This is a genomic window from Bacteroides muris (ex Afrizal et al. 2022) (assembly GCF_004793475.1).
Taxonomy (GTDB): domain Bacteria; phylum Bacteroidota; class Bacteroidia; order Bacteroidales; family Bacteroidaceae; genus Bacteroides; species Bacteroides muris.
Genome location: NZ_SRYZ01000028.1, coordinates 23,761 through 49,748 on the forward strand (window position 1 = coordinate 23,761; position 25,988 = coordinate 49,748).

Annotated in this window: 20 protein-coding genes and 4 pseudogenes; 9 read left to right on the forward strand and 15 right to left on the reverse strand. The window is 45.9% G+C overall.

The window, feature by feature from the left end; genetic code table 11:
- Nucleotides 1–148: 148 nt before the first annotated feature.
- On the forward strand, nt 149–1,006 hold the full coding sequence (gene panC / locus E5355_RS12430; protein WP_136010593.1) for a pantoate--beta-alanine ligase: 858 nt from the start codon (nt 149–151) through the stop codon (nt 1,004–1,006).
- A gap of 32 nt (nt 1,007–1,038) precedes the next feature.
- Nucleotides 1,039–1,392, forward strand: a complete 354-nt coding sequence (gene panD / locus E5355_RS12435) for an aspartate 1-decarboxylase (RefSeq protein ID WP_005823568.1) — start codon at nt 1,039–1,041, stop codon at nt 1,390–1,392.
- Nucleotides 1,393–1,456: 64 nt separating this feature from the next.
- On the opposite strand, the gene E5355_RS12440 is transcribed toward panD, so the two are convergent.
- The 4 genes from E5355_RS12440 to E5355_RS12455 all read right to left on the reverse strand — a co-directional run bounded on the left by E5355_RS12440 (nt 1,457) and on the right by E5355_RS12455 (nt 7,064).
- On the reverse strand, nt 1,457–1,828 hold the full coding sequence (locus E5355_RS12440) for a hypothetical protein (RefSeq protein ID WP_246866945.1): 372 nt from the start codon (nt 1,826–1,828) through the stop codon (nt 1,457–1,459).
- A 106-nt stretch (nt 1,829–1,934) separates the two neighbouring features.
- Nucleotides 1,935–4,235, reverse strand: coding sequence for a bifunctional dihydroorotate dehydrogenase B NAD binding subunit/NADPH-dependent glutamate synthase (locus tag E5355_RS12445; protein WP_136010594.1), 2,301 nt, complete (start codon nt 4,233–4,235; stop codon nt 1,935–1,937).
- A 261-nt stretch (nt 4,236–4,496) separates the two neighbouring features.
- Nucleotides 4,497–5,771, reverse strand: coding sequence for a serine--tRNA ligase (gene serS, locus E5355_RS12450; protein WP_136010595.1), 1,275 nt, complete (start codon nt 5,769–5,771; stop codon nt 4,497–4,499).
- Nucleotides 5,772–5,894: 123 nt separating this feature from the next.
- On the reverse strand, nt 5,895–7,064 hold the full coding sequence (locus E5355_RS12455) for a 6-bladed beta-propeller (protein ID WP_246866946.1): 1,170 nt from the start codon (nt 7,062–7,064) through the stop codon (nt 5,895–5,897).
- 326 nt (nt 7,065–7,390) lie between these two features.
- Here E5355_RS12455 and E5355_RS12460 point away from each other — a divergent pair, with 326 nt between their 5' ends.
- The 3 genes from E5355_RS12460 to E5355_RS19925 all read left to right on the forward strand — a co-directional run bounded on the left by E5355_RS12460 (nt 7,391) and on the right by E5355_RS19925 (nt 9,096).
- Nucleotides 7,391–8,296 carry an IS982 family transposase gene (locus E5355_RS12460; protein WP_136010597.1) on the forward strand — a complete coding sequence of 302 codons (906 nt, stop codon included), beginning with the start codon at nt 7,391–7,393 and terminating at the stop codon, nt 8,294–8,296.
- 321 nt (nt 8,297–8,617) lie between these two features.
- Entirely contained in the window at nt 8,618–8,920 is a 303-nt protein-coding gene (locus tag E5355_RS19920) for a transposase (RefSeq protein WP_246866947.1), read from the forward strand.
- Nucleotides 8,908–9,096 carry a hypothetical protein gene (locus E5355_RS19925; RefSeq protein ID WP_246866948.1) on the forward strand — a complete coding sequence of 63 codons (189 nt, stop codon included), beginning with the start codon at nt 8,908–8,910 and terminating at the stop codon, nt 9,094–9,096. Before E5355_RS19920 ends, E5355_RS19925 begins: the two co-directional genes overlap by 13 nt.
- Nucleotides 9,097–9,582: 486 nt before the next feature.
- Here E5355_RS19925 and rpmA read toward each other — a convergent pair whose 3' ends face one another.
- The 3 genes and pseudogenes from rpmA to E5355_RS12480 form a co-directional block, all read right to left on the reverse strand.
- Entirely contained in the window at nt 9,583–9,852 is a 270-nt protein-coding gene (gene rpmA, locus E5355_RS12470) for a 50S ribosomal protein L27 (protein WP_136010598.1), read from the reverse strand.
- A 22-nt stretch (nt 9,853–9,874) separates the two neighbouring features.
- Nucleotides 9,875–10,192, reverse strand: a complete 318-nt coding sequence (rplU, locus tag E5355_RS12475) for a 50S ribosomal protein L21 (protein ID WP_136010599.1) — start codon at nt 10,190–10,192, stop codon at nt 9,875–9,877.
- Between the two features lie 451 nt (nt 10,193–10,643).
- A pseudogene (locus E5355_RS12480) lies at nt 10,644–11,496 on the reverse strand (HAD family hydrolase); the annotation flags it as partial.
- Between the two features lie 173 nt (nt 11,497–11,669).
- On the opposite strand from E5355_RS12480, the gene E5355_RS12485 reads away from it, so the two are divergent.
- The 4 genes and pseudogenes from E5355_RS12485 to E5355_RS12495 all read left to right on the forward strand — a co-directional run.
- Nucleotides 11,670–13,901 (forward strand): GH92 family glycosyl hydrolase, encoded by a 2,232-nt coding sequence (locus tag E5355_RS12485; protein WP_136010601.1) that lies wholly within the window; start codon nt 11,670–11,672, stop codon nt 13,899–13,901.
- An 11-nt stretch (nt 13,902–13,912) separates the two neighbouring features.
- A pseudogene (locus E5355_RS19675) lies at nt 13,913–14,459 on the forward strand (RNA polymerase sigma-70 factor); the annotation flags it as partial.
- A pseudogene (locus E5355_RS19680) lies at nt 14,460–14,999 on the forward strand (glycoside hydrolase domain-containing protein); the annotation flags it as partial. It abuts the pseudogene before it with no gap.
- A 216-nt stretch (nt 15,000–15,215) separates the two neighbouring features.
- Nucleotides 15,216–15,485: pseudogene (locus E5355_RS12495) on the forward strand (glycosidase); the annotation flags it as partial.
- Nucleotides 15,486–15,987: 502 nt separating this feature from the next.
- Here E5355_RS12495 and E5355_RS12500 read toward each other — a convergent pair.
- From E5355_RS12500 to miaA, 8 genes are all read right to left on the reverse strand, one after another.
- The gene (locus tag E5355_RS12500) at nt 15,988–16,872 is read right to left on the reverse strand and encodes a TraB/GumN family protein (protein WP_136010602.1); all 885 of its coding nucleotides are present in this window, start codon (nt 16,870–16,872) and stop codon (nt 15,988–15,990) included.
- 77 nt (nt 16,873–16,949) lie between these two features.
- Nucleotides 16,950–17,462 carry a C40 family peptidase gene (locus tag E5355_RS12505; RefSeq protein WP_136010603.1) on the reverse strand — a complete coding sequence of 171 codons (513 nt, stop codon included), beginning with the start codon at nt 17,460–17,462 and terminating at the stop codon, nt 16,950–16,952.
- Entirely contained in the window at nt 17,459–18,268 is an 810-nt protein-coding gene (locus E5355_RS12510) for an ABC transporter ATP-binding protein (RefSeq protein WP_136010604.1), read from the reverse strand. Before E5355_RS12510 ends, E5355_RS12505 begins: the two co-directional genes overlap by 4 nt.
- A gap of 25 nt (nt 18,269–18,293) precedes the next feature.
- Nucleotides 18,294–19,781, reverse strand: a complete 1,488-nt coding sequence (locus tag E5355_RS12515) for a DUF5687 family protein (protein ID WP_136010605.1) — start codon at nt 19,779–19,781, stop codon at nt 18,294–18,296.
- 83 nt (nt 19,782–19,864) lie between these two features.
- Nucleotides 19,865–22,699, reverse strand: a complete 2,835-nt coding sequence (locus E5355_RS12520) for a M16 family metallopeptidase (protein ID WP_136010606.1) — start codon at nt 22,697–22,699, stop codon at nt 19,865–19,867.
- Nucleotides 22,700–22,802: 103 nt separating this feature from the next.
- A complete protein-coding gene (gene kdsA, locus E5355_RS12525) occupies nt 22,803–23,603 on the reverse strand; it encodes a 3-deoxy-8-phosphooctulonate synthase (RefSeq protein WP_136010607.1) in 801 nt (266 codons plus the stop codon).
- Nucleotides 23,604–23,626: 23 nt separating this feature from the next.
- Entirely contained in the window at nt 23,627–24,553 is a 927-nt protein-coding gene (locus tag E5355_RS12530) for a diacylglycerol/lipid kinase family protein (protein ID WP_136010608.1), read from the reverse strand.
- A gap of 59 nt (nt 24,554–24,612) precedes the next feature.
- Nucleotides 24,613–25,530: a tRNA (adenosine(37)-N6)-dimethylallyltransferase MiaA gene (gene miaA / locus E5355_RS12535; protein WP_136010609.1), complete on the reverse strand. Its 918-nt coding sequence runs from the start codon at nt 25,528–25,530 to the stop codon at nt 24,613–24,615.
- Between the last annotated feature and the right edge of the window lie 458 nt (nt 25,531–25,988).

The window sequence follows — 25,988 nt, forward strand, 5'->3', positions numbered from 1 at the left end:
GTTTTTCAGCGATTAAAATGCTTGGAACTTGGCTGAAAAGTGTATTGGGTTTTGCATTAATTTGCGATATTTCTTCTTTATATGCTAAATAATGGTTTATTTTGCACCGCTTTTTGCGAACAACCAAGTTATCATATAACCAATTAAAATGGAAATAGTACATACTATCAAGGACTTGCAGGCCGGACTTTCGGCTTTGAGAGCCCAAGGAAAGAAGGTAGGTCTGGTGCCTACGATGGGTGCTTTGCATGCCGGTCATGCCTCATTGGTGAAACGTTGTGTGGCAGAAAATGACGCTGCCGTAGTAAGCGTTTTTGTAAATCCGACTCAGTTTAATGACAAGAATGATTTAGTGAAATATCCCCGTACGCCGGAGGCTGACTGCCGTCTGCTGGAAGCGTGTGGAGCTACATTTGTCTTTGCACCTTCGGTGGAGGAGATGTATCCGGAACCGGATACCCGCCGTTTCAGCTATGCGCCGCTGGACACAGTGATGGAAGGGGCATTCCGTCCGGGGCATTTTAACGGTGTCTGCCAGATTGTGAGCAAGCTGTTTGATGCGGTGAAGCCGGATTGTGCCTACTTTGGCGAGAAAGATTTCCAGCAGTTGGCCATTATCCGCGAGATGGTCCGCCAGATGAAGTATCCTTTGGAAATTGTAGGGTGTCCGATTGTGCGTGAGGAAGACGGGTTGGCTCTGAGCAGTCGCAATGCCCGTTTGTCTGCCGAAGAACGCAAAAATGCACTGAAAATTTCGCAGACTTTATTTGAAAGTCGTACCTTTGCAGCCTCACACACGGTAGCTGAGACACAGAAGTTTGTGGAAGACACCATCGCAGCCGCCCCCGGATTGCGTTTGGAATACTTTGAACTGGTGGATGGCAATACCTTACAGAAGATTGCCGATTGGGAGGAAACTTCTTATGCTGTGGGTTGCATCACAGTGTTCTGCGGGGAAGTCCGTCTGATTGATAATATCAAGTACAAAGAGCCTGCTGCCTTGTAATTTATGATTAGTAATTCGTAATTTATAAAGATATGATGATTGAAGTGTTGAAGTCGAAAATCCATTGTGCCCGCGTCACGGAAGCGAACCTGAACTATATGGGAAGCATCACGATCGATGAAGATTTGATGGATGCCGCCAACATGATTGCCGGCGAGAAGGTGTATATAGCCGACAATAATAACGGTGAGCGTTTTGAAACCTACATTATTAAGGGCGAGCGTGGTTCTGGCAAAATTTGCCTGAACGGTGCGGCAGCCCGCAAGGTGCAACCTGATGACATTGTTATTATCATGTCCTACGCGCTGATGGACTTTGAAGAAGCCAAGTCGTTCAAGCCGACGGTGATTTTCCCCGACCCGGCAACGAACAAGGTAGTGAAGTAGTCTCTTTATTGAAATATAGAAATAAAGCCTCGTTTGCAATTTATCTGTAAATGGGGCTTTGTTTTTACTTCTGATACTTCTCCGCAGGGTTCGTATGAGAATGAGGAGCCGATTTAGTCTTGTCGAGTAAATACAGAATCTCAGTTTGGACATCGAAATTATATCTTTGGTAATCCTGATAGGTGGGCATCAGGTCCGGATAAAGTGTGTGGGCACACCGGTCTTTGCCCGGAAAGCATATTTGTATGGAGTTGGAGATAGAGCCTTGCATACCGGTATAGGGTAGCCGGAATAAGGTTTGTTCCATATAGGTATTTGCCAGTTCTTTTACCAGATACCGAAAGTCTGAAGCAAGGGAATCCCCGTTTAGGGGCTCTTGGGCGCTTGCCAATAGGGAAGCCAGGCAGAGAAGGAGGGATAGATGAATACGTTTCATTTTCTTGAAATATTAAATTGTATGTTAGAAGGGGAAAGCAGAGGGAGAGGTTGTAGTAGAATAAAAAAGGTGGAGTTCGTATGTCTCCACCTTTCATGACAGATTCTTATTTTTTTAGCTGTTCGTTCATCGCTGCTGCTGCCTTTCGTCCGTCTCCCATGGCAAGGATTACGGTAGCACCTCCGCGGACAATGTCGCCTCCGGCAAAGATGGTCGGGATGGACGACTGCATATTATCATTGACGGCAATCGTTCCCTTCCGGCCCAATTCCAATCCCTTGATGGAGCTTGGGACAATCGGGTTGGGAGATACACCTACGCTGACGATGGCAAGGTCGATGTCGATGGTTTCCGTGGCTCCGGGGATGGGTACGGGACTACGACGTCCGCTGGCATCCGGTTCACCCAACTCCATCTTCTGAAGCACCACTTGTTTTACTTTTCCTTGTTCGTCGGCGATGTATTCAATCGGGTTGTGGAGGGTCAGGAACTCTACGCCTTCTTCCTTGGCATGCTTCACCTCCTCGATACGTGCCGGCATTTCTTCTTCCGAGCGGCGGTAGATAATCAGGGCGCGCTCTGCACCGAGGCGGCGTGCAGTACGCACAGAGTCCATGGCAGTATTGCCGCCACCTATCACGGCTACGCATTTACCGAAAGGAACCGGTGTATCGGAATCTTCACTTGCCGCATCCATCAGGTTGACACGGGTCAGGTATTCATTGGACGAGAGGATATTGATGGAGTTCTCGCCGGGGATATTCATAAAGTTGGGCAGTCCTGCACCCGAAGCTACGAATATGCCCTTGAAGCCTTCTTCTTCCAATTGTTCCACGCTGAGCGTCTTGCCGATGATACAGTCTTTGACGAATTCCACTCCCATTTTGGCAAGGTTGTCAATTTCCACATCCACCACCTTGTTGGGCAGGCGGAACTCCGGAATGCCGTATTTCAATACACCGCCGATCTCGTGCAGTGCTTCGAAAACGGTCACGTCATAGCCATACTTTGCCATATCTCCGGCAAACGACAGACCTGCAGGTCCCGAACCGATGACGGCAACTTTGATACCGTTCTTTTCCTTGATTTCCGGTATGGAGATTTGTCCGCTTTCCCGTTCGTAGTCGGCGGCAAAACGTTCCAGATAGCCGATAGCTACCGGCTTCTCGTTCATCTTCAGATGGATACATTTGGATTCGCACTGCTTCTCCTGCGGACAGACGCGACCGCAGACTGCGGGCAGTGCACTGGTTTCTTTCAGGGTCTTGGCAGCTTCGAGGAATTCGCCGCGCTCGATGTTCTTGATGAAGCGGGGGATGTCGATGCCTACGGGACAACCTTCCGTACATCCGGGGTTGGCGCAGTCCAAGCAACGTTTGGCCTCTGTCAGCGCTTGTTCTTTCGTTAACCCTTGATTGACTTCCTCTTTGCGGCTGTGTGAGCGGTATTCTGCATCGAGTTCGTTCATCTCCACACGCGGAATTGCCGTGCGTTCTTTGGCCTTCATGGATTTGCGCAGTTCCTGGCGCCAGGCAGCGTTACGGCTTTTCTCGTCTTCTTTGTTCTCACCGGTGGCCTGGCAGGTTTGCGGTTCTTCCAGCTTGTGCATTTCTTCGCGTTCGATACTTTTGAAAGCGCCCATACGCTTCAGCATCTCGTCGAAATCCACTTGATGTCCGTCGAACTCGGGGCCATCTACGCATACGAACTTCGTTTTTCCGCCTATCGTGATGCGGCAGGCTCCACACATGCCCGTGCCGTCCACCATAATTGTGTTCAGCGATACGTCGGTGGGTATTTCATATTTCTTTGTCAGCAAACAAACAAACTTCATCATGATGGCAGGGCCGATGCAGAAGCATTTATCCACTTTCTCGCGTTTGATGACTTCTTCCACACCTTCCGTCACCAGACCTTTGCGTCCGTAGGAGCCGTCGTCGGTCATGATGATGACTTCATCGGAACTTTCGCGCATCTCCTTTTCAAGGATAATAAGTTCTTTGGTACGACCTGCCAGTACGGTAATGACACGGTTGCCGGCAGCTTTCAGCGCCTGTACGATGGGGAGCATGGGAGCTACGCCTACACCGCCTCCGGCACAAACCACGGTTCCGAAGTTGTCAATGTGGGTGGCTTGTCCCAACGGACCGACAACATCCGTAATGTAATCGCCTTCATTCAGTTCGCAAAGACGGGTAGAGGAGAGTCCGACTTCCTGAACCACCAGAGTGATGGTTCCCTTTACCGGGTCGGCTTCTGCAATGGTAAGCGGCATACGTTCGCCTTTTTCGCCTACGCGCACAATGACAAAATGTCCTGCCTTACGTGACTTAGCAATTAGCGGTGCTTCAATGACTAATTTGAATACCTTTTCTGAAAAATGTTTTTTGCTAATGATTTTATTCATTATCTAATGATTTTGTTGGTATAATTACGTAATTACTGTCAGATTGATAGATTTTGCAAAGATAAGGGTTATTTGTTAATAACAAAGAAAGGGGGATGGAAAAAATGATGGAGGTGAGGGAGTTGAGGGGATGGCACGCAGATGACACAGATAAGGCAGATGACCACAGATTAATTATTTATAGCAACAATTATCTGTGGTCATCTGCCTTATTTGTCATCTGCGTGCTATTCTCTTTTTATAGCACAAAAGATGCGGCTTTTAGTCAATTATCTCGAATCCGGTATACGGTACCAATGCTTTCGGAATGCGGATTCCTTCCGGAGTCTGATTGTTTTCCAGCAAGGCGGCAACGATACGTGGCAGAGCCAGTGCAGAACCGTTCAGCGTATGGCAAAGCTCTGTTTTCTTTTCTGCCGTGCGGTAGCGGCATTTCAGACGGTTGGCTTGATAAGTGTCAAAATTGGAGACGGAACTTACTTCCAGCCAACGTTTTTGTGCTTCGGAATACACTTCGAAGTCGAAGCAGAGGGCAGCTGTAAAACTCATGTCACCGCCACAAAGACGAAGAATGCGGTAGGGCAGTTCCAGCTTCTGGAGCAATCCTTCCACATGGTCCAGCATTTCCTGATGAGACTGCTTGGAATGTTCGGGCTTGTCAATGCGCACCAGCTCTACTTTGGAGAATTCGTGCAGACGGTTCAGGCCGCGTACATCTTTTCCGTATGAGCCGGCTTCGCGACGGAAGCATTGGGTATAAGCGCAATTCTTGACGGGCAACTGCTTTTCGTCCAGAATCACATCGCGGTAGATGTTTGTTACCGGAACTTCGGCTGTAGGAATCAGATATAAGTCGTCCACTTCGCAATGGTACATTTGTCCTTCTTTATCGGGTAGTTGCCCTGTACCATAGCCGGAAGCAGCGTTCACCACTGTCGGCGGCATAATTTCCGTATAGCCCGATTTGCGTGCTTCGTCCAGGAAGAAGTTGATGAGGGCGCGTTGCAATTGTGCGCCTTTACCTTTATATACAGGGAATCCCGCGCCTGTAATCTTAACGCCCAAGTCGAAATCAATCAGGTCATATTTCTTGGCCAGTTCCCAGTGGGGCAGGGCATCTTTGGGAAGTTCGGTTTCCATGCCTCCCATTTTCTCCACCACATTGTCGTCGGCGCCTACTCCTTCGGGCACGCTATCGTAGGGAACGTTGGGAATGGTGTAAAGCAAAGTCTGCAAATCATTGGCAGCCTGCTCCATATTGGCCTGCAATTCTTTGTTGGCCTCTTTCAGTTCGGCCACACGGCTCTTGGCGGCTTCCGCTTCTTCTCGCTTACCCTCCTTCATCAGTTGTCCGATGGATTTGGAGAGTGAGTTGGCTTCCGCCAGGTTTTTATCTAAGAGGGTTTGGTTGGCTTTTCTTTTGTTATTGAAGTCCAGCACTTGTGCAATGGTTTCTTTTGCATTCTTGAAGTGCTTCTTTTCCAGTCCGCGGAGAACCGCGTCGGTGTTTTCTGTAATCTGTTTGATGGTAAGCATATTCTTATATACAATTTAAATACTCTGATTTTGAGGGCAAAGATAACGCAAATAGCAGGCAATACAAAAAGATAGTTGCTTATTTTTTGTATTGCCTGCTATTTGCGTGGTTTTATCTTCCTGTCATTTCACAACTTCATAGAATGCGATAATCGGATTGCCGGAATCGGGATTGTAGCTGCGGAATATTTCAGGATAATCTTTGTCTGGTTCATTGGCTAAAGCCCACTCGATGGTTTCCGGGGTTATATACCCCCAGAATCGGTTTTTGTACACTCCGTTGATTAATCGGTAAAAGGGAACTTCTCTTCCTGCTTTGTCCGCCAGTCTTTTTCCACAATATATCTGCTTTTTCCGGGATAGGTCATAGAGGACAACTTGCAGATAGCCGCCTTTATAAAACTGGAAATAAAGCAAATTTTCGCACTTGTATATACATTCTATTCCCAAAGAGTAGGCTGATTTCATGAGTCCCATCTCATTTGCTTTTTCTTCAATCTTCGAGAATGGCAATGGATTGGGAATCTTTATCTCGTAAACGGCCTTTAAACCATTCGGGCTTAGTTTGTAGACTATGTTATCGAAGTTTCTGCAATAGTATAGTACGGAATCATTGTAACTGAACGGCTGTGGTGTGGCACTGAAATGATATTCGGCTTCTGCTTGATTGTGTGCAAAATAGCGTTGAACAATATCAGTGCCGTTTTTTGATAATAATAGGGAATAGTGCAGTGTACTGTCGTTGGGGTAATTACTGTGAAACTGATTATCGTAATAATAAACTCCATCCGATGAAGCCATTGCACCGGGATTGGGCTTGGGAAACTTCTCTGTTTTAATATGTTTCCCATTATCGGAGTTATAATATAGCAGTGTCGTCTTCGGGTTGTCGTAAATAACCAGTTCTCTGCTTTGCTCGTTTATTGCAAAAGCGCTGATACGTACATATTCTCCCGGTCCGGCCCCTACTGCATCTATCTTAAAGATGACATTGCCTTGCATGTCATAACAAACAATTCTGGAAAATGCATCAAGCACATATATTTTTTCGTTTTTTATCTGCACTTCCTTGATGGCGCCAATTAAAGGTTCGGCGGCCAGTTGAACATAAGAAGCGGCCTTGAGGTATTTTCCTAAGTACTCGAAATCATAGTCTTCTACTTCCACCGTTATGGTTTGTAGTCCTTCGGTGGATATATTCTCTGCTTGAAATAAGGATTCGTTACTTCTGTTCTTGTTTTGGCAAGAACAGAAAATAAGTAGGAAAGTTGTGATATAATATAGTTGTTTCATAATAGTTATTTTTTATTAAAAGACTCCACCACATGCTACTGAGGTACAAGAATATGGTACTACGCAAAATACGCAAACTCTTTCTACACTACTTTCAAACCATCCTCCACCTAATTCTAGTTTACACCTTCGGGTCTCAGGTTGATACCATTGATTGTCACCTTCACTCTCATTTTGGGCTAAGGCTTCAATATTTAGTAAATCAAAGTCGGTGATTAACGTGAGTTCGATATAAAGATTGAAATTATCAGTTTGAAAATTAGGAACATAGCGATAAAATCATTAAATTTATAGTATCCAATTATAACATTTAAGCGATTATCACTATGTTCTCAGAGGCTAAAGTTACGGAGATTTTTTGTATGGCAGATGATTTTTGCAAGGAATTTGCCAAAACGCAGGAAAAATATATGGTTGAAGACAAGAATCATAAGCATCGGAACAAGCCGAATCGGATGAGTGATGCGGAAATCATGGTCATCCTAATCCTGTTCCACTCAGGAGGCTTCAGATGTTTCAAGCATTACTACAAAGAATATGTATGCAAGCATCTGGCGCATCTCTTTCCCAAACGTGTGTCCTATAACCGTTTTGTGGAACTGGAAAAGGAAGTCCTGCTGCAGCTGACCATTTTCATCAAGGAAGTCCTGTTGGGCACTTGTACCGGTATCAGCTTTGTGGATTCCACCCCGCTGCGTGTATGCCGGAACCAACGCATATTGATTCACAAGACTTTTAAGGGTCTCGCTGAACGTGGAAAATGCTCCATGGGATGGTTCTTCGGGTTTAAGCTTCACCTGATTATCAACGATAAGGGTGAAATCCTCAATTTCATGTTCACGCCGGGAAATGTGGATGACCGTGAACCGCTGAAACAGACAAAGTTCCTGAAGAATATAAAAGGAAAACTCTGTGCGGACAAGGGGTATATCGGGCAAGCCCTGTTCGAGAACCTATTTCTTAATGGCATACACTTGATAACCAAAGTGAAGAACAACATGAAGAACTCCCTGATGAGCGTAGCAGACAAAATTCTGCTGAGAAAACGCGCTTTGATTGAAACGGTCAATGACGAGTTGAAGAACATCGCCCAGATAGAACACTCCAGACACCGCTCCTTCAATAACTTCATTGCCAACTCGCTCTCTGCCATAGCTGCATACTGCTTCTTTGAAAAGAAGCCCGCCATTGACGTTTGTTTTGTCAAAGACGGACAACTAACTATGTTTTAATTTATATCGAACTCACGTTGATTAATATTGATTTGCTATTTGATTAAAAAAATAAATTAGAAATGATAATAACCAAACTGGTAATAGCTAAAATAATAACTTTTCTTTTCATGGCATTTACAATTTAAAAGGTTAAACAATCATTAGAATATTTTTTTTTGTATTTGTTTGAAAATGCATAAAGGTAAATTCGGGCACTTCTTTGACTGGGAAGAAAATATCTCTAAGAGCCTGTTTAAAAATGCCTGAAACCTTTTTCTAAAGAGGTTTCCGTATCCGCCAGATTATTTCTTTCTTTGAAGCGACCAAACTTAAAAAAAGATGTATCAGACAGATTTAACGGAAACCGAGTGGCAATATATAACAAAAGTATTGAACCTGCAAGAAAGAAAGCGAAAATATGATTTGCGATTGATTTGGAACGCTATATTTTACCTGGTAAAGACAGGTTGTCAATGGCGGATGCTTCCTCTTGACTTTCCCAAGTGGCAGTTGGTCTATTACTACTATCGCAAATGGGCCTCTCAATTGGATTTTGACTTGTTGTTAGAGAAATTACGTGGGCATGTACGTGTGAAACGTGGTCAAAGCATGGCTTTCTTATTGCCGTTATGGTCACCATAGCTAATGTGCATGACAGTAAAGCCGCTTATTTGCTGATGAGGGTTCTTAAGGAGATGTGCTCCAGTGTAAAAAACATCCTTGTCGATGGAGGTTACCGAGGAGAACTTGTCGATAACATAAGAAAGAAATTCGGATATGTCATTCAGGTTGTTATCAGCGCGTACAAGGAACAGTGATTCAGACCCATTCAAAAGAGATGGATTGTGGAAAGAACATTCTCATGGATGGATTACAATAGAAGGCTCTGCCGAAACTATGAACTAACATTCGATTCGGCAGAGGAAATGGTCAAATTAGCCACTATAAGATTATTATTGAAGAAAATTTAAACAGGCTCTTATTGCCCACAAGATAGAATTTAGTTCGATTTCTTTTTCTGTTTGTTTTTGTATGCTACTTTTTAGGGTATAATGAAGTTGGAAATCGGATTTGACCGATAGAATCAATCCTATTGAAAGGACAAATATGATTATATAGGTCAATTGGGTTTTCATACTACCTGTTTTTCACAAATGTCGCGGAAAAAAATATCTTATTCTATTTTTTAATATTTTTTCTATATTTATTGCTATGCAACTCGTTTGAAGCATGTTGTATTATAATAAAGAAAGGCTGAACTCATTGAAGAATCCAGCCTTTCTTTTATTTCTTGTCTGTGAAACTTATGCTTCTGCATTTTCTGCGGGGATAACAGAAACTGAACGTCTGTCTTCCTTGCCCACTTTGAACTTTACAGTTCCATCTACTAAAGCGAAAAGAGTGTGGTCTTTTCCCATACCGATGTTGTCACCCGGATGGAATTCAGTACCTCTTTGACGAACGATGATGTTACCTGCCTTGCAAGTTTCGCCACCAAATATCTTAACGCCTAATCTCTTACTCTGTGATTCGCGGCCGTTCTTAGAACTACCGACACCTTTTTTATGTGCCATTTCTTCTTACTGTTTTAATTGATTAAGCTACTACTTCTGTGATTGTTAACTCTGTGAATTGTTGACGGTGACCGTTCAACTTGCGATAACCTTTTCTTCTTTTCTTGTGGAAAACGAGAACTTTATCGCCTTTTACCATGTTTGATACGACTTGGCAAACAACCTTTGCGCCTTCTACGGTGGGAGCACCTACGGTAATGTTGCCGTCTTTGTCTACCAAAAGAACTTTGTCAAACTCTACTGTTGTACCGTTTTCTGCATTCTGGATGTGGTGTACAAACAGTTTCTTGCCAGCTTCTGCTTTGAATTGCTGGCCGTTGATTTCTACAATTGCGTACATTTCTTATATATAATGTATAAGTTAGCTCCGTCGGGTGGTCTCTAATCACTTAGAAAGCACTTGGTCGAACCCGGTGCGGAATAATCGGGCACAAAAGTACTCTTTTTATTCTAATCGGGCAAATGTTCTTTTGCTTTTTTATTTTTTTGTATACATGGCTCTTTAATTTGAGGTAGCTAGAAGGAGTTTGGAGAGTGTAAACCTTTACTTGAGCATCCTGAAGTTGACAACTGTATATGGCAAGTTGACAGACTCTTGTGTCTAATCTGACAGACACTTGTGTTTAATCTGACAGACACCGGAGTCTGTCGCGATAGGCACCGGAGTCTGACAAACATGCCGGAGAAGGTGTTCACCGCCACTCTCCGAAGGGAAAAGAAGTTTCACCGGAAATGCCGATGGATAGGGCGTTTCAGAAAAAGGTGAAAGATATGGAAGCACAATAATGCAAGAGAAGGGTACGCCCAAAAACGTTGTCTATATTGAATAAGCCTCCGGCAATGTTTTTGAGAGTGTTACTCAACCGGTAGCGTGGAGTGTTGCGGCTTTGTCCGCAACGGTTGCAGTAGTTGCCGGTATAGGTGGTGCCGCAATTCAAGCGGGTGCAGGTTGCGTTACCGGCAGGAGGAGTTTTTCAATCTTGAATATGAGGAATGTTTCTCTTGTACTGTCGGCAGCTCTTCCAAAGTGCTCATTATTTTCCGGTGGGGGTACTTCTCCAGCTCTTTGACAGTGGTTACTCCGTGGGTAATCCCGGCAAAGTCTATTCCGGCTGCTTGGGCTGTTTCTGCATCTATCGTGCTGTCGCCTATATAGAGGGTCTCGGCTTTGCTGACATGCAGTCGTTTAATGGCAAGGAGCAGCCCTTCGGGGGATGGCTTGGCGGCTTTCACGTCTTCACCACCCACGATAATCTCCATAAAGTCTGCGGGAAAATGCTGGTCGAGGAGTTCCTTGATGCGGAATCGGTATTTGGTCGAGATGATTCCGATGCGGGCGCCGGAGTCCTTCAGCGCAGTCAGTACGGACTTGGTTTCCGGAAAAAGCATCGTATTGACAGTCATATGCGTGTCGGCCTCTTTTCGGTATTCCGCCTTGAATCCTGCCAGTTGTCCGGCATCTGTCATACCGGTGAGGATGGAAAAAGAGGCTTCCAGAGTCTTGCCGATAGTACGTTTGATGTCATCATCCGTCACCTCTGTATATCCGTGACGGGTCAGTACGTTGCGGAAACAAGTGACGATTCCGCGGGAAGAATCAGCAAGCGTATAGTCAAAGTCGAAAAGATAGGTCGTGTAATTCATTGTGACTTTTTGTGGCAAAGATAGTGTAAAGTATATTTTTGTAAAATTAAAAAGAGGATTAATCGGAAATTTGTATTATTTTTGTTTGCGTGAGTTCTGTTTAAAAGTTGCAAGATGTGTAAGTGTTTTCTTCGGTTGGGTTGTTACACTATACATGTTAACTCTATAATGTTATGAATTTAATAAAGTCTTATTGTTGGGTTGTAGTCTTTTCACTCTTTGGGGCATGTACCCCGCAAGTGTCGGACGTGAAAAGTGTGTCTTATACAAAGTTCGTGAATCCCTTTATCGGTACGGATTTTACCGGAAACACCTATCCGGGTGCCCAGGCGCCGTTTGGCATGGTGCAGCTCAGTCCTGACAACGGACTGCCGGGCTGGGACCGTATTTCCGGATATTTTTATCCGGACAGTACCATTGCAGGCTTCAGCCATACCCATCTCTCCGGAACCGGCGCTGGTGACTTGTATGACATCTCTTTTATGCCGGTGACATTGCCTTATAAGGAGGCGGAAGCTCCGCTCGGCATTCACTCTTTGTTCTCTCATTCGGAAGAATCGGCAAGCGCCGGATATTATCAGGTGCGTCTGAAAGATTATAATATAAATGTAGAGTTGACGGCCACCGAGCGTTGTGGCATTCAGCGGTATACTTTCCCAAAAGCCGATGCTGCCGTTTTCCTGAACTTGAGGAAAGCTATGAATTGGGATTTTACCAATGATTCTCACATAGAAGCTGTCGATTCGGTAACGGTGCAAGGTTACCGTTACTCTGACGGTTGGGCACGCGACCAGCGCCTCTACTTCCGTACACGTTTCTCCAAACCGTTTGCTGCGATGCAGCTCGATACGGCTGCCATAGAGAAAGAAGGCAAGCGGATAGGGACATCCGTCATTGCACGATTTGACTTCCGGACTAAGGAAGGGGAGCAGATTCTTGTCAGTACTGCCATTTCCGGTGTGAGTATGGAAGGGGCGGCACGTAATCTGGCAGCCGAAGTACCCGATGATGATTTCGACAAATACCTGGCTGCTGTGCAGGATGATTGGAACGAACATTTGTCCCGGATAGAAATAAAATGCGATGACCGCGATGAGAAAGTCAAGTTCTATACGGCTTTGTATCATTCGATGATTGCTCCTACCATTTACAGTGATGTGGATGGTGCCTATTACGGTCCAGACAAGCGAGTGCACCGGGCAGAGGGCTGGACAAATTACGGTACTTTCTCCTTGTGGGATACTTACCGTGCGGCTCATCCTCTCTATACCTTTATTGAGCCGGAGCGGGTGAACGATATGGTGAAGTCCTTCCTCGCTTTCTTCGAACAGAACGGCCGCCTTCCCGTATGGAACTTCCAGGGAGGTGAGACCGATATGATGATAGGATACCACTCTGTGCCGGTCATTGTAGACGCTTATCTGAAGGGTATTGGGGATTTTGATGCGAAAAAGGCCCTGGAGGCTTGTGTGGCTACTGCCAATATCGATTCCTATCGTGGCATCGGGCTGTATAAGAAATATGGCTATGTTCCTTATAATGTGACGGATTGGTATAATTCGGAAAACTGGTCACTTTCCAAGACTTTGGAATATGCATACGATGACTATTGCATAGCCCGTATGGCAGAGAAGCTGGGCGATAAGGAGGTTGCGGACGAGTTTTATAAGCGTTCCCGTAATTACCGGAATGTCTATAATCCGGTAAGTTCTTTCATGCAGCCCCGTGATGACAAGGGAGAGTTTATTCAGAACTTCTCGCCGGACGACTATACTCCGCACATATGCGAGAGCAACGGCTGGCAGTACTTCTGGTCTGTGCAGCAGGATATTGACGGTCTGATAGCTTTGACCGGAGGCAAGGAACGGTTTGCCCAGAAATTGGACAGCATGTTTACTTACAATCCTTCTTCAGATGATGAGCTGCCTATTTTTAGCACTGGGATGATTGGCCAGTATGCGCATGGAAATGAGCCCAGCCATCACGTCGTCTATCTGTTCAATGCTGTGGACCAACCTTGGAAAACCCAAAAATATGCAGCCCGGGTGATGCATGAACTCTATTTGAACACTCCTGCCGGTTTGTGTGGCAACGAGGATTGCGGACAGATGTCTGCATGGTATGTGTTCAGCGCGATGGGATTTTATCCGGTAGACCCGGTTGGCGGAAAATATGAAATCGGTACTCCCCTATATCCGGAAATGAAGATGCACCTGCCCGGTGGAAAGACTTTTACGGTACTGGCACCGGCGGTGAGCAAGGAAAACTGCTACATCCAATCTGTAAAACTCAACGGTAAGAGCTATAGTAAAAGTTATATTACGCATGAACAGATTATGGATGGAAGTGTTTTCGAATTTGAAATGGGGGATAAGCCAGGTCAGGCATGGTACCGCTCCCGATAACCGGCTAAAATATGGATGAACATTTCGACTTGACATATAAATCCCTTTTCCGCAGGTATTACTCTAACCTGCTGTTCTACGCCACACGCATTGTGGGAGAAGAGGATGCGGAAGATGTGGTACGGGATGTTTTTGTGGAATTGTGGAAGCGGAAAGATACTATAAAGGTGGGGGCAAATCCAAGCTTTTCTGTATAGGGCGGCGTATGCCCGTGCCTTGAACGTTCTGAAGCACCGGGACATTGTAAGTGGCTATGAGGCTGTCATGCTCGAAATCCATAAAAAGAGGGTTGGGTTCTATCAGCCCGACAGCAATGATGTGGTGAAACGGATAGAGGATGCCGAGCTCAGGAGGAAGCTGTCAGATGCCATCAATGAATTGCCGGACAAGTGCCGGATGGTATTCAAACTCAGCTATCTGCATGATATGAAGAATAAGGAGATAGCTGATACGATGGGGGTATCATTGCGTACGGTGGAGACCCACATGTACAAGGCTTTGAAGTTGCTGCGCGACAAACTGGGGTATCTGGACTTGTTGTCGGCCCTGTTTTTCATCGGGAAAGTAAGCCATGAAATCCGTGAGATGACAGTGATGAATATGGGTAACTATGCCCATGGCAACCACCCCATTCAGCACATGATTTACCTTTATAACTACACCGGGGAACCTTGGAAGGCTCAATATTGGCTTCGTCAGGTTATGAACCGCATGTACACTGCCAGTCCCGACGGTTATTGCGGTGACGAGGACAACGGCCAGACTTCCGCGTGGTATGTCTTTTCCGCACTCGGTTTTTATCCGGTCTATTCGGGTACGGACGAATATGTGCTGGGTGCTCCTCTGTTCCGGAAGGCCACACTCCGTTTCGAGAACGGCAGGTCCCTTACTATTGACGCTCCGGATAATTCACAGGAGAACATGTATATCGAGTCTCTCACGGTGAACGGTGTGGATTATTCCAGGAACTACCTGAAGCATGGCGATTTGCTGAATGGCGGTACCTTGAGGTTTGATATGGGCAGCCGGCCTAATATGAAGAGAGGTACGCAGCCGGAAGACTATCCTTATTCTTTCTCGAATGAGCTGAAGAAGTAAAGAGTAGTAATAATATTGTAAGAAAAGGGTTGCTTCGGAAATAAGTTGAGATATCATTTTGTTATTTGCTATCTGTGTTAGGGATGGCTTTCTTGAATCGGGTGAGAATAGATATTTACTTCGTTAGTAATATTGAGCAAAATGATATATTGACTTGTTTTCGGGGGAACTTTTTTTTAAAAGGATTAATGATAAAAAAGATACTTTTTTAGTAAGTGCAGCGGTTTTCGTTACTCCATGGAATCGGCTATTCTGGATAAGGGCAATCCTGCCAGGTTGCTCTACCGCACCCGTGAGTATCTGCTTGCGCCTGCTGCTCCTTATGAGTTGCAAGGTGATGTTCCCAACATGGTGCTCCCTTGTGCGGCATTGCAGGATGGAGAACGTGTAGCTGTATGCTACGGTGCAGCCGATACGGTAGTGGGGCTTGCCTTTGGCTATATCCGCGAGATTCTGGAGTTCACGAAGCGCACAAGTATTTTATAAGTACCAAGCAGTGGGCAGGCGCTTGGTATTGCTGAAAAGCGTCTCGCGTAACTGTTTTATACTTAGTGTAATATCACTGCAAAGCTGCTGCATGCTTTTTGCAGTGCTACTGCAAAGCCGTTGCAGCGTCACTGCAAAGCTGATGCAGCGCCACTGCAAAGCTGTTGCAGCGCTACTGCAAAGTAGTTTGCAGTGTCACTGCAGACCGTTTGCAGTAACTTTGCAGAGTGCATGCAATGACACCGGCATGGGCAGCATGCTCACTAACTCCAGATTCCGAGTAGCAGGGATAATAACTTTCGCTTCTTGCGTTCTTATTAAGTCAAAAATGACCATTATCGCTATAACTGCCAAGACCTTGGTGCAAAAGTTGTATATTCTTCGGGAAGTACGATATGGTGAGGGCAGTAAAGTATGTATGTAAACAAAGCGTGATGGTATTTGACCGTCACGCTTTGTATGGCTTGCCATTAAAAGTTGTTAGAGAGAATTGTTAGCGGATTTATTTCATGGCTTCTACGGTGTATCCTTGTTGCTTCAGAAGGTTCAACACTCCGTTGTCTCCGGGCAGGTGTCCGGCGCCGACTACGAAAAGGGTAGGGGTTTCTGTCATGATGGCAGGCATCTTTTCAACCCATGCCTTGTTGCGGTTGTCCAGCAATGCTTCCGTCTCTCCGGGCAGCGGGTCGCATGAATTGCCGTCGCGCTCTTCCATCAGTTGCAGCATGGCATCCAGATCTTGCTTTTCATAAGCGGCAATCAGGCGTTTGCTTTGGTCGATGCCTTTCTCAATGTCACTGATGGCGCAGTAGAGGAGGTTTGCCTGGCGTTGCAGCGTCTGGCTGTTGAACAGAATGTCTATTTGTGACTGGGCTGTTTCCAGACCGCCAACTTTCTTGCCTTGCTGTCCGGCCTGCTGCTGGAAGTAAGTGTCAAGCTGTTCTTGCGGGTTGAAGCCCGGAGTATGTTTCATGTATAGCAGGACGACAAGCTGCTGGTTGATGGCAGCCGGTTTCAGTTGTGCCAGCATGGCAATGTCCACCATCATGTTTTCTTTGACGGCTTTGCCCACTTCTTCGTATTGTTCGGGAGTAAAGAGGCTTTGCAGCGTGGTGTCTTTGGGCATCATCATCTGCTGTTGCATGCTTTGCATGAAGGCGGGTGTCGCCATTTCGCTCATCACGACCTCCCCGTAGACTTGGGTGGTTTCGTTCATGGCCTGCGGCATGGCGGCAATGCTGTCCTTGATGCTGAGTGGAGAGAGATGGTAAGTACCGAAAATATAGGATGGTTTCTCCAATCCTTTACCGGATACTTTCCATAAAAGTTGTGCATTGGCGCTCAGCGCAATGCTGATGAATAAGAGGATACCTAAAAGTTTCTTCATTGTTTTCTTCTTTTAATTGTTTCTGGACTATCAGTCGGGATAGAGTAAGGAAAATCACAAGAAGGGAAAAATCTGTATTACTTTATTCTGCCTCCGCAGAGCCAGTGTTGGGTGTAATATTTTTCCCGGAGGTTGCTGACTATGACTCCCCGGCTGGTACTGGCATGTATAAACTTGCCGTCTTTGAGGTAGATGCCCACATGTGCCACTTTCTTGCGGGAAGCACGGCTGGTGAAGAACACCAAATCTCCCTCACGCAGGTTGCGGCGGGAGATTTTGCTGCTCTCTTTCAGTTGCCCGTCTGTGCTTCTCGACAGACGGGTGTGGTAAACTTTCTTATACAGTTGCGATACCAGTCCGGAGCAGTCCGTTCCACGTTTGCTGTCGCCACCTGCACGATAGGGCGTGCCTATCCATTCGGAGGCATGGATGTACAGCTTGTGGTTGTCCCGCAGTTCAATATCCACTCCCAAACGGACGGATGCCTGTGCCAGGGCTTTGTAGTCCAGCCGTGGCGCGGAGGTATGGCAGGAACTTAGACCTATCAATATTGCGGTAAAGGTTACTATATAAGAAAGATATTTTTTCATGCTTCCACGTTTTTTTCTTCTACTGTTTTTTCTTCTTTTTCCGTTATTTCTTCTACGGCAGCTTCTGCTTTTACTACCGTTTCTTCTACTACGGCCTCTTCCTCCACGCCGACGTTGAAGTAAGCTTCCAGTTCCTGCTCGGCAGAGTTGCCCTCATTCCGTATATCGCGGATAATAACACCGTTTTCCAGCAATGCAATACGCGGACAAACGTCCACAGTGTGATTCAGGTTATGGCTGGAAATGATGACAGTGGCTCCGTGTTCTTCATTGTATCTTTTCAGCAAGTGTTTGATTACGGCTTGCGAACTGGGGTCAAGGAAGTTGAACGGTTCATCCAGAATCAACAGTTGCGGATGATGTAGCATAGCGGAGATGATGCCTATTTTCTGCTTGTTTCCGGCAGAATAGTTGCGGATGAATTTCTTCTGTCCCATCACTTCGCCGTTCATGAAGCGTTCGAAGGGAAGCAGGCGTTCGTCTACTTCCTCTTTCTTCAGACCATACATCTTGCCGATGAAGTAGAAGTATTCTTCGGGGGTGAGGTAGTCTATCAGGAAGCCGTCGTCTATGAAGGCTCCCGTGAAGCTCTTCCAGTCCTCGCTTTTGCTGACGTCAATGTCATTGATGGTTACATTGCCACGGTCTGCCCGCAGCAAATCAAGAATAAGGCGGAAGAGGGTGGTCTTGCCTGCACCGTTGTTGCCCACCAGTCCCAGCATATCGCCTTGCCCGATGGTGTAGTTCTCTATATCTACGGCCTTTTTTGTACCGAAATTCTTTTGCAAATTGTTGATGTGTATCATGTTAGCGATTGATGTTTAATGATTTCTATTTCTGTCTACTGTCCCTGAAGCCTTCCATATTCTTGTAGCGGCGTTTCATGAGTCGGTGATATACATTCATCAGCCAGAATTTGGAAGTGGCGATAAATGCCACGCCGATGCCGATAAGTATCCAGGGGGTAACTTCCTTGCCGAGAATGGTATTCAGTGCAAAAAGCAGAAGTAAAGGTATGCCGAAGGCGCCTCCTGCAATCAGGTTCTGCAGACCGGTACCTATATTCTGCCGGCTGGTCATTTTGGAATTCAGGTCGGTGGTCTTGTTGTTGTAGACCGCCAACTGGAACAGACAACAGTATACAGCGCCCGGAATGAATATCAGCCATGCAATGCAACCGAGTACGGATACCTTGCCGGTAACCATACCTGGAATCATCAGAATCGTAGGGATGAGCAATGCAATGCTGTACAGTATGTATTTGGCACGCAACAGCGAATAGATGGATTCTTTGCGGCTCATCAGTCCGTCAATGTAGTTGCCTTCGTAGCTCATCAGTCCGCTCAAAAACATGATACCGAAGATGATATAGTTATAGAGAACGAAGAAATCTCTCATGCCTCCGTCATAGATGTCGGAAAAACTGATGATGCAACTGAACATTATTACTACGCCGGTGATGGAATAGAGCGAACGCTTGCAAATTTTGTTGCGAAGCAATAACTTGAGCTCCAGCCTCATGTATTCGCCTATTTCGCCATACCGGTCGAGGAATTTGTATTCGGATACGTGCTTTATCCGTGTATCTTCCACTTTGTTCAGTTCATTGTAGATGAGTTTCTGCATCAGAGTGCGGTTGATGAACCACATGAGGGCGATGGCGACCAGCACACCGATGAATGACAGAATATTGCCGGTGATGAACCCTTCTCCCAGATTGACAAAACAGTCGAAAAGTGGACTGTTGTCCGGAATGAATAGTGCAGCGGCAATGCCACCGTATACTACTGCCGGTAATGCCAGCCACCAGATGCGCTCGCCCATCAGTGTGCGGCACAGCAGGAACCAGTAGTTATTGAATACCATCAGCAACCAGATGCCGATGCAATAGGTCAGCACACCACTGATTCCATAGAATTTGGTGACGGTGATGATGGAAAACGGAACAAACAGAAACAGCCAGAACAGGTTGAAACCGTCCAGTGCGGAACGGATTAGCAGGAAATCTATAAGACGGTTCCGTTTGATGGGAAGCAGCAGGTAGGGTTTTACTTCCTGGGTGGGCGTTTTTTGGAAAGGCAAGCGTATAAGGAAATCCAGTACGAGGACAAATATCAATCCGGAGTTCATTACGTGATAGGCTTCTGTGGCACCGCCGTCAAAGGCGAATGCAAAGGTCGTACCGAAGAATATCAGGTAACCGGCCCAGAAGACGAACATGAAGTACATCCAGAATTTTCCGAATTTACTTTTTTCGTACATCGGATTTCGTTTCTCCGCCAGTTTTCCGTGTTTGCGCAAATCTAAGAAAAGACTCATGGTATTTGTATATATATAGTTGGTATGAAAAAGGCTGCGCTGCCTTTCATCGAACAACGCAGCCTTCTGTGTGTATGGCTCTCTTATTCTTTGTCGGGAGTTTCAGGACTGATCATTGATACCTCAATCTCATTCTTCTGCTTGAACAAGTCATCGGTGAATTTCTGAATGTCCTTCACGGTGATGCTGTTGACAATCTGTTCGTAATCCTTTATCGGATTCATGCCGGTGAACAGGTATTCGTCAATGCTTCCCAGCCAGTAGCTGTTCTCCTTCAAGTCTTCGGCATGTTTCTTCAGCATGAACTCCTTCACTTTATTCAGGTCTCCTTCCGACGGACCTGCTTTGGCGATGTTGCCGAGTTCTGCAAAGATAATCTGCATCAGCTTTTCTCTTTTTGCCGGGGCGGTTTCGAATATAATCTGTAGAAGGGCCTTTTCTTTCGGATACTTGCTTAACTGGCCGCCTACATATACACCGTATGTGCCACCTTCGTCTTCACGTACCTTGGCTGTATAAACCAAGTCGAGAATCTGGCTGGTCATATCCAGCAGGATGTCATTTTTTAGGTCGTATTTGCAGTCACCGTTTAGCAGGACAAAATTCGACGCTTTAGCAGTTTCCTGTTTCCTTATGAACTCGTTCTTGTAAACTCCCTGGCGCATGTCGACTTTATTGTCCTTGAATGTTTCGGTAAACTTGCGATTGGTGGCAGGCAGTGCACCCAGGTACTCGGCGATGAGTGGTTTCATTTCCTCTACATTCACATTTCCTACAAAGATAAAGGTAAAATCGCTGGCGTCTTTGTAGCGGTCTTGATACATGGACAGAATCTTGTCATAATCCATCTTGTCAATCATGTCCGCCTTTATTCTGGCTCTTCTGGGATGGTGCATGTAAATACTGGCCGAGATAGAATCACTGAATGCTACCTGGGGATTCATTTCCATATTCTGCAAGGCAGCTTTGTTGCGGTTCTTGTAGGATGCAAAGGCATCGTCGTCACGGCGTGGAGCGGTGAATGTCAAGTAAGTGAGCTGCATCATTGTTTCGAAGTCTTTCGGTGAACAGCTGCCATTGACGGTTTCTGTCTTGTCACCGATACCATAGCCGACAGAGGCTTTTTTGCCGGCCAGGACTTTTTCCAGGTCTACGGCACTGAAATTACCCAGACCACCTACACTCACTGCATCCAATCCGTTGATGTTGATGATTTCCGAGTCGGGGAACAGGGAACTACCGCCCAGGCTGACTCCCTTCATGCGGATTTCGTCTGCCTTGAAGTCTGTTTTCTTGATAATGATTTTGACTCCGTTGGAGAGTGTCAGCGTTGTAGTGCCGAATGTATCGTCCGTCTGTTCGGATACAATCTTTCCGCCTTTCGGGGCTTCGGCCATCAAAGGTTCGTCTGATACCTTGTCTACGTAGGCAGTCAGCTTTTCAGCTTTAATATCCTTCAGGATTTTCTTGATTGCATCTTTTGTCGGCATTTTCAGGCCTTCTTTGTCCGGTCCGAGGATGGCAACCACTTGGTTACTGTCTGTCACAAGGGCTTGTATCATTTGGTTCAGTGCGGCAACCGGAATGGCGGGGGCTATCTGATTGATGATGGTGTATTCGTTCTCAATGCCCGGAATAGGTTCGTTGTCGAGGAAATGGCGGACGTATTCATTCACGTACTCTTCATTCTTGCGTTTGTCACGTTCGTTATAGGCAGATTCCAGTTGGCGCAGATATTCGGCACGGGCACGGTTGTATTCCGTTTCCGTAAAGCCGAATTGGCGGGCACGTTCTGTTTCGCGCAGGAGAGTGGCTATTCCGTTTTCTATGGCATCTTCCTTGCAGACAACGACACCGGTGAAGGCATCTTTGGTTTTGGTAACAAAGAAATCATCGTCATAAGTGGCGGCATATATATAAGGAGGATTGGCGGTCTGTACCAATTCGTTCAGACGCGCATTCAGCATATTGTTGATGAGCGTGGTTGCATAATTCTGTACCAGATAGCCCATGTCGCCTTTCTGCTCGTCAGGAGTGGCTTCGTGCTTGTTGAAGATGAGAGCTTGTACATTGGACTGTTCTTTGTCCTGATAAACCAATACGATAGGCTCCTTGTTGTCGTTTACCGGATAGTACTCACGTTTGGCGGCATTGGGTTGGGCGGGAATATCAGAAAACATTTTCTTGATTTGGGCTTCGATGGCATCCACATCTATATCGCCAACTACCACAATACCCTGCAGGTCCGGACGGTACCACTTTTCATAGTAGTCTCTCAAAGTTTGCGGTTTGAAGTTCATTACGACCTCCATTGTTCCGATAGGGAAACAAGTGGCATACTTCGTTCCTTCGAACATGACTGGAAGCATCTTTTCCTGGAAACGTTGTATGGCGCTCATACGGGTACGCCATTCTTCGTTGATGACTCCGCGTTCCTTGTCTATTTCCTTCGAGTCCAGAGTTAGATCGTTACTCCAGTCGTGCAGAATCAGCAGGCAGGAGTCGATGGCTCCCGGAGTAGTGACCGGCACATTGGAAATGTTGTATACGGTTTCGTCTACGGAAGTATAGGCGTTCAAGTTCTCACCGAATTTCACTCCGATACGTTCCAAATATTGTTTCAGTGCATCACCGGGGAAGTGGGTCGTTCCATTGAAACACATGTGTTCCAGAAAGTGGGCAAGGCCGCGTTGGTCGGCTTCTTCCTGAATGGAGCCTACCTTCTGGGCAATGTAAAAGTCGGCCCGGTTTGCGGGTTGTCCGTTCTTGCGGATATAATAGGTCAATCCGTTGTCCAACTTTCCGATACGGACATTTTTGTCGATTGGGATAAGCGGCATTTGCTGTGCAAATACCTGCTGAAAATTGCAGCAAAGAATTAATGCTACAATCCATAAACCACGTAATAGATGTTTCATCTTATTATAAATTTAAATTGTTCTTGAACTATCTGTCGGACAGTCCTTAGATAAATCACAACTTTTGTTGTTTTTTTCGGATTCCATTCCGGATAAATGGAATTTATCTGACTGCCTCCCGGATGCGGACTAATTTGGTTAGCAGGTCTTCCAGCAGGTCGAGTTTCAGCATGTTGGCACCGTCACTTTTGGCTACGGTGGGATTTTCGTGAGTTTCGATGAACAGTCCGTCTACTCCTACGGCGACACCGGCTTTGGCTACGGTTTCGATAAGTTGCGGCATACCTCCCGTGACACCACTGGTTTGGTTGGGCTGTTGCAGGGAGTGTGTTACATCCAGAATGACGGGGAAACCGAAGGTCTGCATTTCGGGGATGCCACGATAGTCAATGACTAAGTCCTGATAACCGAAAGTAGTTCCGCGTTCCGTCAGCATGACGTTTTTATTGCCTGCTTCCACAACTTTATCAGCTGCAAAGCGCATGGCAAGCGGAGAGAGGAACTGCCCTTTCTTGATGTTGATGGTTTTTCCGGTTTTGGCAGCGGCTACAAGTAGGTCTGTCTGCCGGCAGAGGAAGGCGGGAATTTGCAGAATGTCCACATATTCGGCAGCCGTAGTGGCTTCTTCGGCTGCATGAATGTCGGTCACGGTAGGTACTCCGAAGGTGGTGTGTACTTTTTGCAGTATTTTCAGGGCCTTTTCGTCGCCGATGCCCATAAAGGAATCTAGGCGAGAACGGTTGGCTTTGCGGTACGATCCTTTGAATACGTATGGGATTTGCAGTTTTTCTGTGATGGTCACGATACGTTCGGCAATACGCATTGCCATTTCTTCCCCTTCAATGACGCAAGGGCCTGCTAATAGGAAGAAGTTTCCGGCAGGATTATTCTTTAATTCAATCATAAGTTGTTGCTGATTAAGTATTTTTAATTGGGTATAATCAATGTTATCGCTTCGTGTAGTATGCTGATATCCAGCGGAAAATGACGATCGAGAATACGTCCGTCCAAATCGACAGAGGCATTTTGCGCACGCAGCACTTTTACTTTTTGCGTACGGTAGGGCATCACTACCTTGTGGTTCAGAATCCGCCCTTGGATAAGCATCCACAATCCCGACCATAGTTGCAGCAATTCGGGACGGTAAATGACAGAAACATCCAGCCAGCCATTATAGGGCACTGCACTAGGCGCTTGTCCGTATCCCCACGCACTGCCTATGCAGACAGTCATGATGCGTCCGCGTATGTGCTCGCCGTTTATCTTGAGATGCATGCGGTACAGCTTCCGTTCGAAGATAATGGATAGCAGTGCCATGAAGTAGGAGAGGAACTTCACTCCCCAGAAACGCCTGCACTGGTCAGTGATTTTCACGATACGGGCTCCTAAACCTATGTTGATGGCATTGAGAAAGTAGCGTGTCAGATGCTTTTCACCATCGTAATAATAGCAGGTACCCACGTCTATTTTCCGACGGCGGTTGTTGATGATGCAATCCACCGCTTTCTTGTAGTCCGAACTCATTTCCCAATAGTCGGCAAAGTCATTTCCTATGCCATTGGGGATGATGCCAATGGCTATATTTTCCTTGTCTGGTGCATTGGAAAGCATGATGCCGTTAATGACATCATTCAGTGCGCCGTCACCGCCTACAACAACAATGGTGCGGTAGCCGTTGTTGGCAAGGATACCTGCCAGACGTTCTACCGAACCGAACCCTTCGGATTGCACATAGTCGTAAGGAACACCTTTGCTGTCCATGTATTCTTTGATTTCTTTCCACCGTTTCTGCACTTTCCGCGTTCCGGCTTTGGGGTTGTATATCACTCCCAACTTTTTGGGTTCTGCACTCATGATTCTATTTACAATTTGACTATTTACGATTTAAATCACTTGGTCACTTTCTCATTTTATCATTCTTCCAATTTCTTCTTTACAAAAGCTATCTTTTCTTCCATTGGGCATCGGACATTCATCCAGTGGATGGTAAAACCGCGCCGCTCCATGCCGCGAAACCAAGTCATCTGGCGTTTGGCAAATTGGTGGATGGCTGTTTCCAGTTGTGTGAACATTTCTTCATAGGTTAGCTTGCCGATGACATAAAGTGTCAGATACTTGTATTCCAGTCCGTAATAGATAAGGTCATCCGGTTGGATGCCTTGCTCTATCAGACGGCGTACTTCGTCTATCATTCCTTCTTCTAGGCGCTGGCGTAGGCGGCGGGTGATTTTCTTCCGACGTAGTTCTCGGTCGATGTCAACACCTATGATGAGGCTGTTTAGCTGGGGAAAGGAACGTTCGTCTACTGGGGTATGGGCATAATATTCTTCGATTTCGATGGCTCGTATGGCACGTTTGGCTGTGTCCAGGTCTGTGCTATTGTGCAGGCTTTTGTAAGCTTTCAGTATGTCGGTCAGTTCTTCCAGCGATTTGTCTGCTAGACGGGTGCGCAACTCGGAATTCTCGGGTACAGGTAGCAAACGGTAGCCTTTCAGCACTGATTCGAGATACATTCCGGTTCCTCCACATACAACGGGCAGGCGGCCTTTGTGTTTAATACTCTCGTAAGCATTCAAGAAATCACGTTGATACTCGAAAACATTGTACTTATATCCCGGGTCGACTATGTCGATGAGGTGATAGGGAATCTGTTTTCCATCGACGGTATAGTCGGCAAGGTCTTTGCCGGTGCCCAAGTCCATTCCCCGGTAGATTTGCCGTGAATCGGCACTGATGATTTCCGTATGGAGTTTGGCGGCCAAAGCGGCTGCAAATGGAGTCTTTCCTGAAGCGGTAGGCCCTAATATGGCGATTAAATCATAGTCTGGCATATATAAGTTCTTGTTAATCTCACTACAAAGATAGTGCAAACCGAATGCAGAATAAAATGAACTCATTTATTTTTTATGCTAAGGTGTGGCTTATCTTCGTGTTAGTGCAAAGATAATGCAAACTGGGAGTATAATGGAAAGAACTTGCTTATTTTTTTACGTGATGTTATACCTTCTTTTCTACTTTGAAGCAAAAAAAGTGAAAAAGGACGTGAAAACGAGTATTTATCTTATTAAAATGTGTTATGAAACATGCTTTTTTTCTTGGAAAGTTTGTCAATATCCCCAAAAAACGTACATTTGCAATGTGTTTTTCATAGTATTAGATTTAAGGTTAACAAAGGTTGGAGTACAGCGGTACTCCTTTTTTTATGCCCTAAACTGAACTTTGGCACATTTTTGGGGACGGTAATCAGGGCATAGTCCTTTCCGACAAGTTCACGGCATTGGTCGTTATG

What these genes read in the sequence shown, in the direction of transcription:
- panC (WP_136010593.1), top strand. Translation starts at nt 149, where the DNA reads ATGGAAATAGTACATACTATCAAGGACTTGCAGGCCGGACTTTCGGCT.
- panD (WP_005823568.1), top strand. Translation starts at nt 1,039, where the DNA reads ATGATGATTGAAGTGTTGAAGTCGAAAATCCATTGTGCCCGCGTCACG.
- E5355_RS12440 (WP_246866945.1), bottom strand. Translation starts at nt 1,828, where the DNA reads ATGAAACGTATTCATCTATCCCTCCTTCTCTGCCTGGCTTCCCTATTG.
- E5355_RS12445 (WP_136010594.1), bottom strand. Translation starts at nt 4,235, where the DNA reads ATGAATAAAATCATTAGCAAAAAACATTTTTCAGAAAAGGTATTCAAA.
- serS (WP_136010595.1), bottom strand. Translation starts at nt 5,771, where the DNA reads ATGCTTACCATCAAACAGATTACAGAAAACACCGACGCGGTTCTCCGC.
- E5355_RS12455 (WP_246866946.1), bottom strand. Translation starts at nt 7,064, where the DNA reads ATGAAACAACTATATTATATCACAACTTTCCTACTTATTTTCTGTTCT.
- E5355_RS12460 (WP_136010597.1), top strand. Translation starts at nt 7,391, where the DNA reads ATGTTCTCAGAGGCTAAAGTTACGGAGATTTTTTGTATGGCAGATGAT.
- E5355_RS19920 (WP_246866947.1), top strand. Translation starts at nt 8,618, where the DNA reads ATGTATCAGACAGATTTAACGGAAACCGAGTGGCAATATATAACAAAA.
- E5355_RS19925 (WP_246866948.1), top strand. Translation starts at nt 8,908, where the DNA reads ATGGTCACCATAGCTAATGTGCATGACAGTAAAGCCGCTTATTTGCTG.
- rpmA (WP_136010598.1), bottom strand. Translation starts at nt 9,852, where the DNA reads ATGGCACATAAAAAAGGTGTCGGTAGTTCTAAGAACGGCCGCGAATCA.
- rplU (WP_136010599.1), bottom strand. Translation starts at nt 10,192, where the DNA reads ATGTACGCAATTGTAGAAATCAACGGCCAGCAATTCAAAGCAGAAGCT.
- E5355_RS12485 (WP_136010601.1), top strand. Translation starts at nt 11,670, where the DNA reads ATGAATTTAATAAAGTCTTATTGTTGGGTTGTAGTCTTTTCACTCTTT.
- E5355_RS12500 (WP_136010602.1), bottom strand. Translation starts at nt 16,872, where the DNA reads ATGAAGAAACTTTTAGGTATCCTCTTATTCATCAGCATTGCGCTGAGC.
- E5355_RS12505 (WP_136010603.1), bottom strand. Translation starts at nt 17,462, where the DNA reads ATGAAAAAATATCTTTCTTATATAGTAACCTTTACCGCAATATTGATA.
- E5355_RS12510 (WP_136010604.1), bottom strand. Translation starts at nt 18,268, where the DNA reads ATGATACACATCAACAATTTGCAAAAGAATTTCGGTACAAAAAAGGCC.
- E5355_RS12515 (WP_136010605.1), bottom strand. Translation starts at nt 19,781, where the DNA reads ATGAGTCTTTTCTTAGATTTGCGCAAACACGGAAAACTGGCGGAGAAA.
- E5355_RS12520 (WP_136010606.1), bottom strand. Translation starts at nt 22,699, where the DNA reads ATGAAACATCTATTACGTGGTTTATGGATTGTAGCATTAATTCTTTGC.
- kdsA (WP_136010607.1), bottom strand. Translation starts at nt 23,603, where the DNA reads ATGATTGAATTAAAGAATAATCCTGCCGGAAACTTCTTCCTATTAGCA.
- E5355_RS12530 (WP_136010608.1), bottom strand. Translation starts at nt 24,553, where the DNA reads ATGAGTGCAGAACCCAAAAAGTTGGGAGTGATATACAACCCCAAAGCC.
- miaA (WP_136010609.1), bottom strand. Translation starts at nt 25,530, where the DNA reads ATGCCAGACTATGATTTAATCGCCATATTAGGGCCTACCGCTTCAGGA.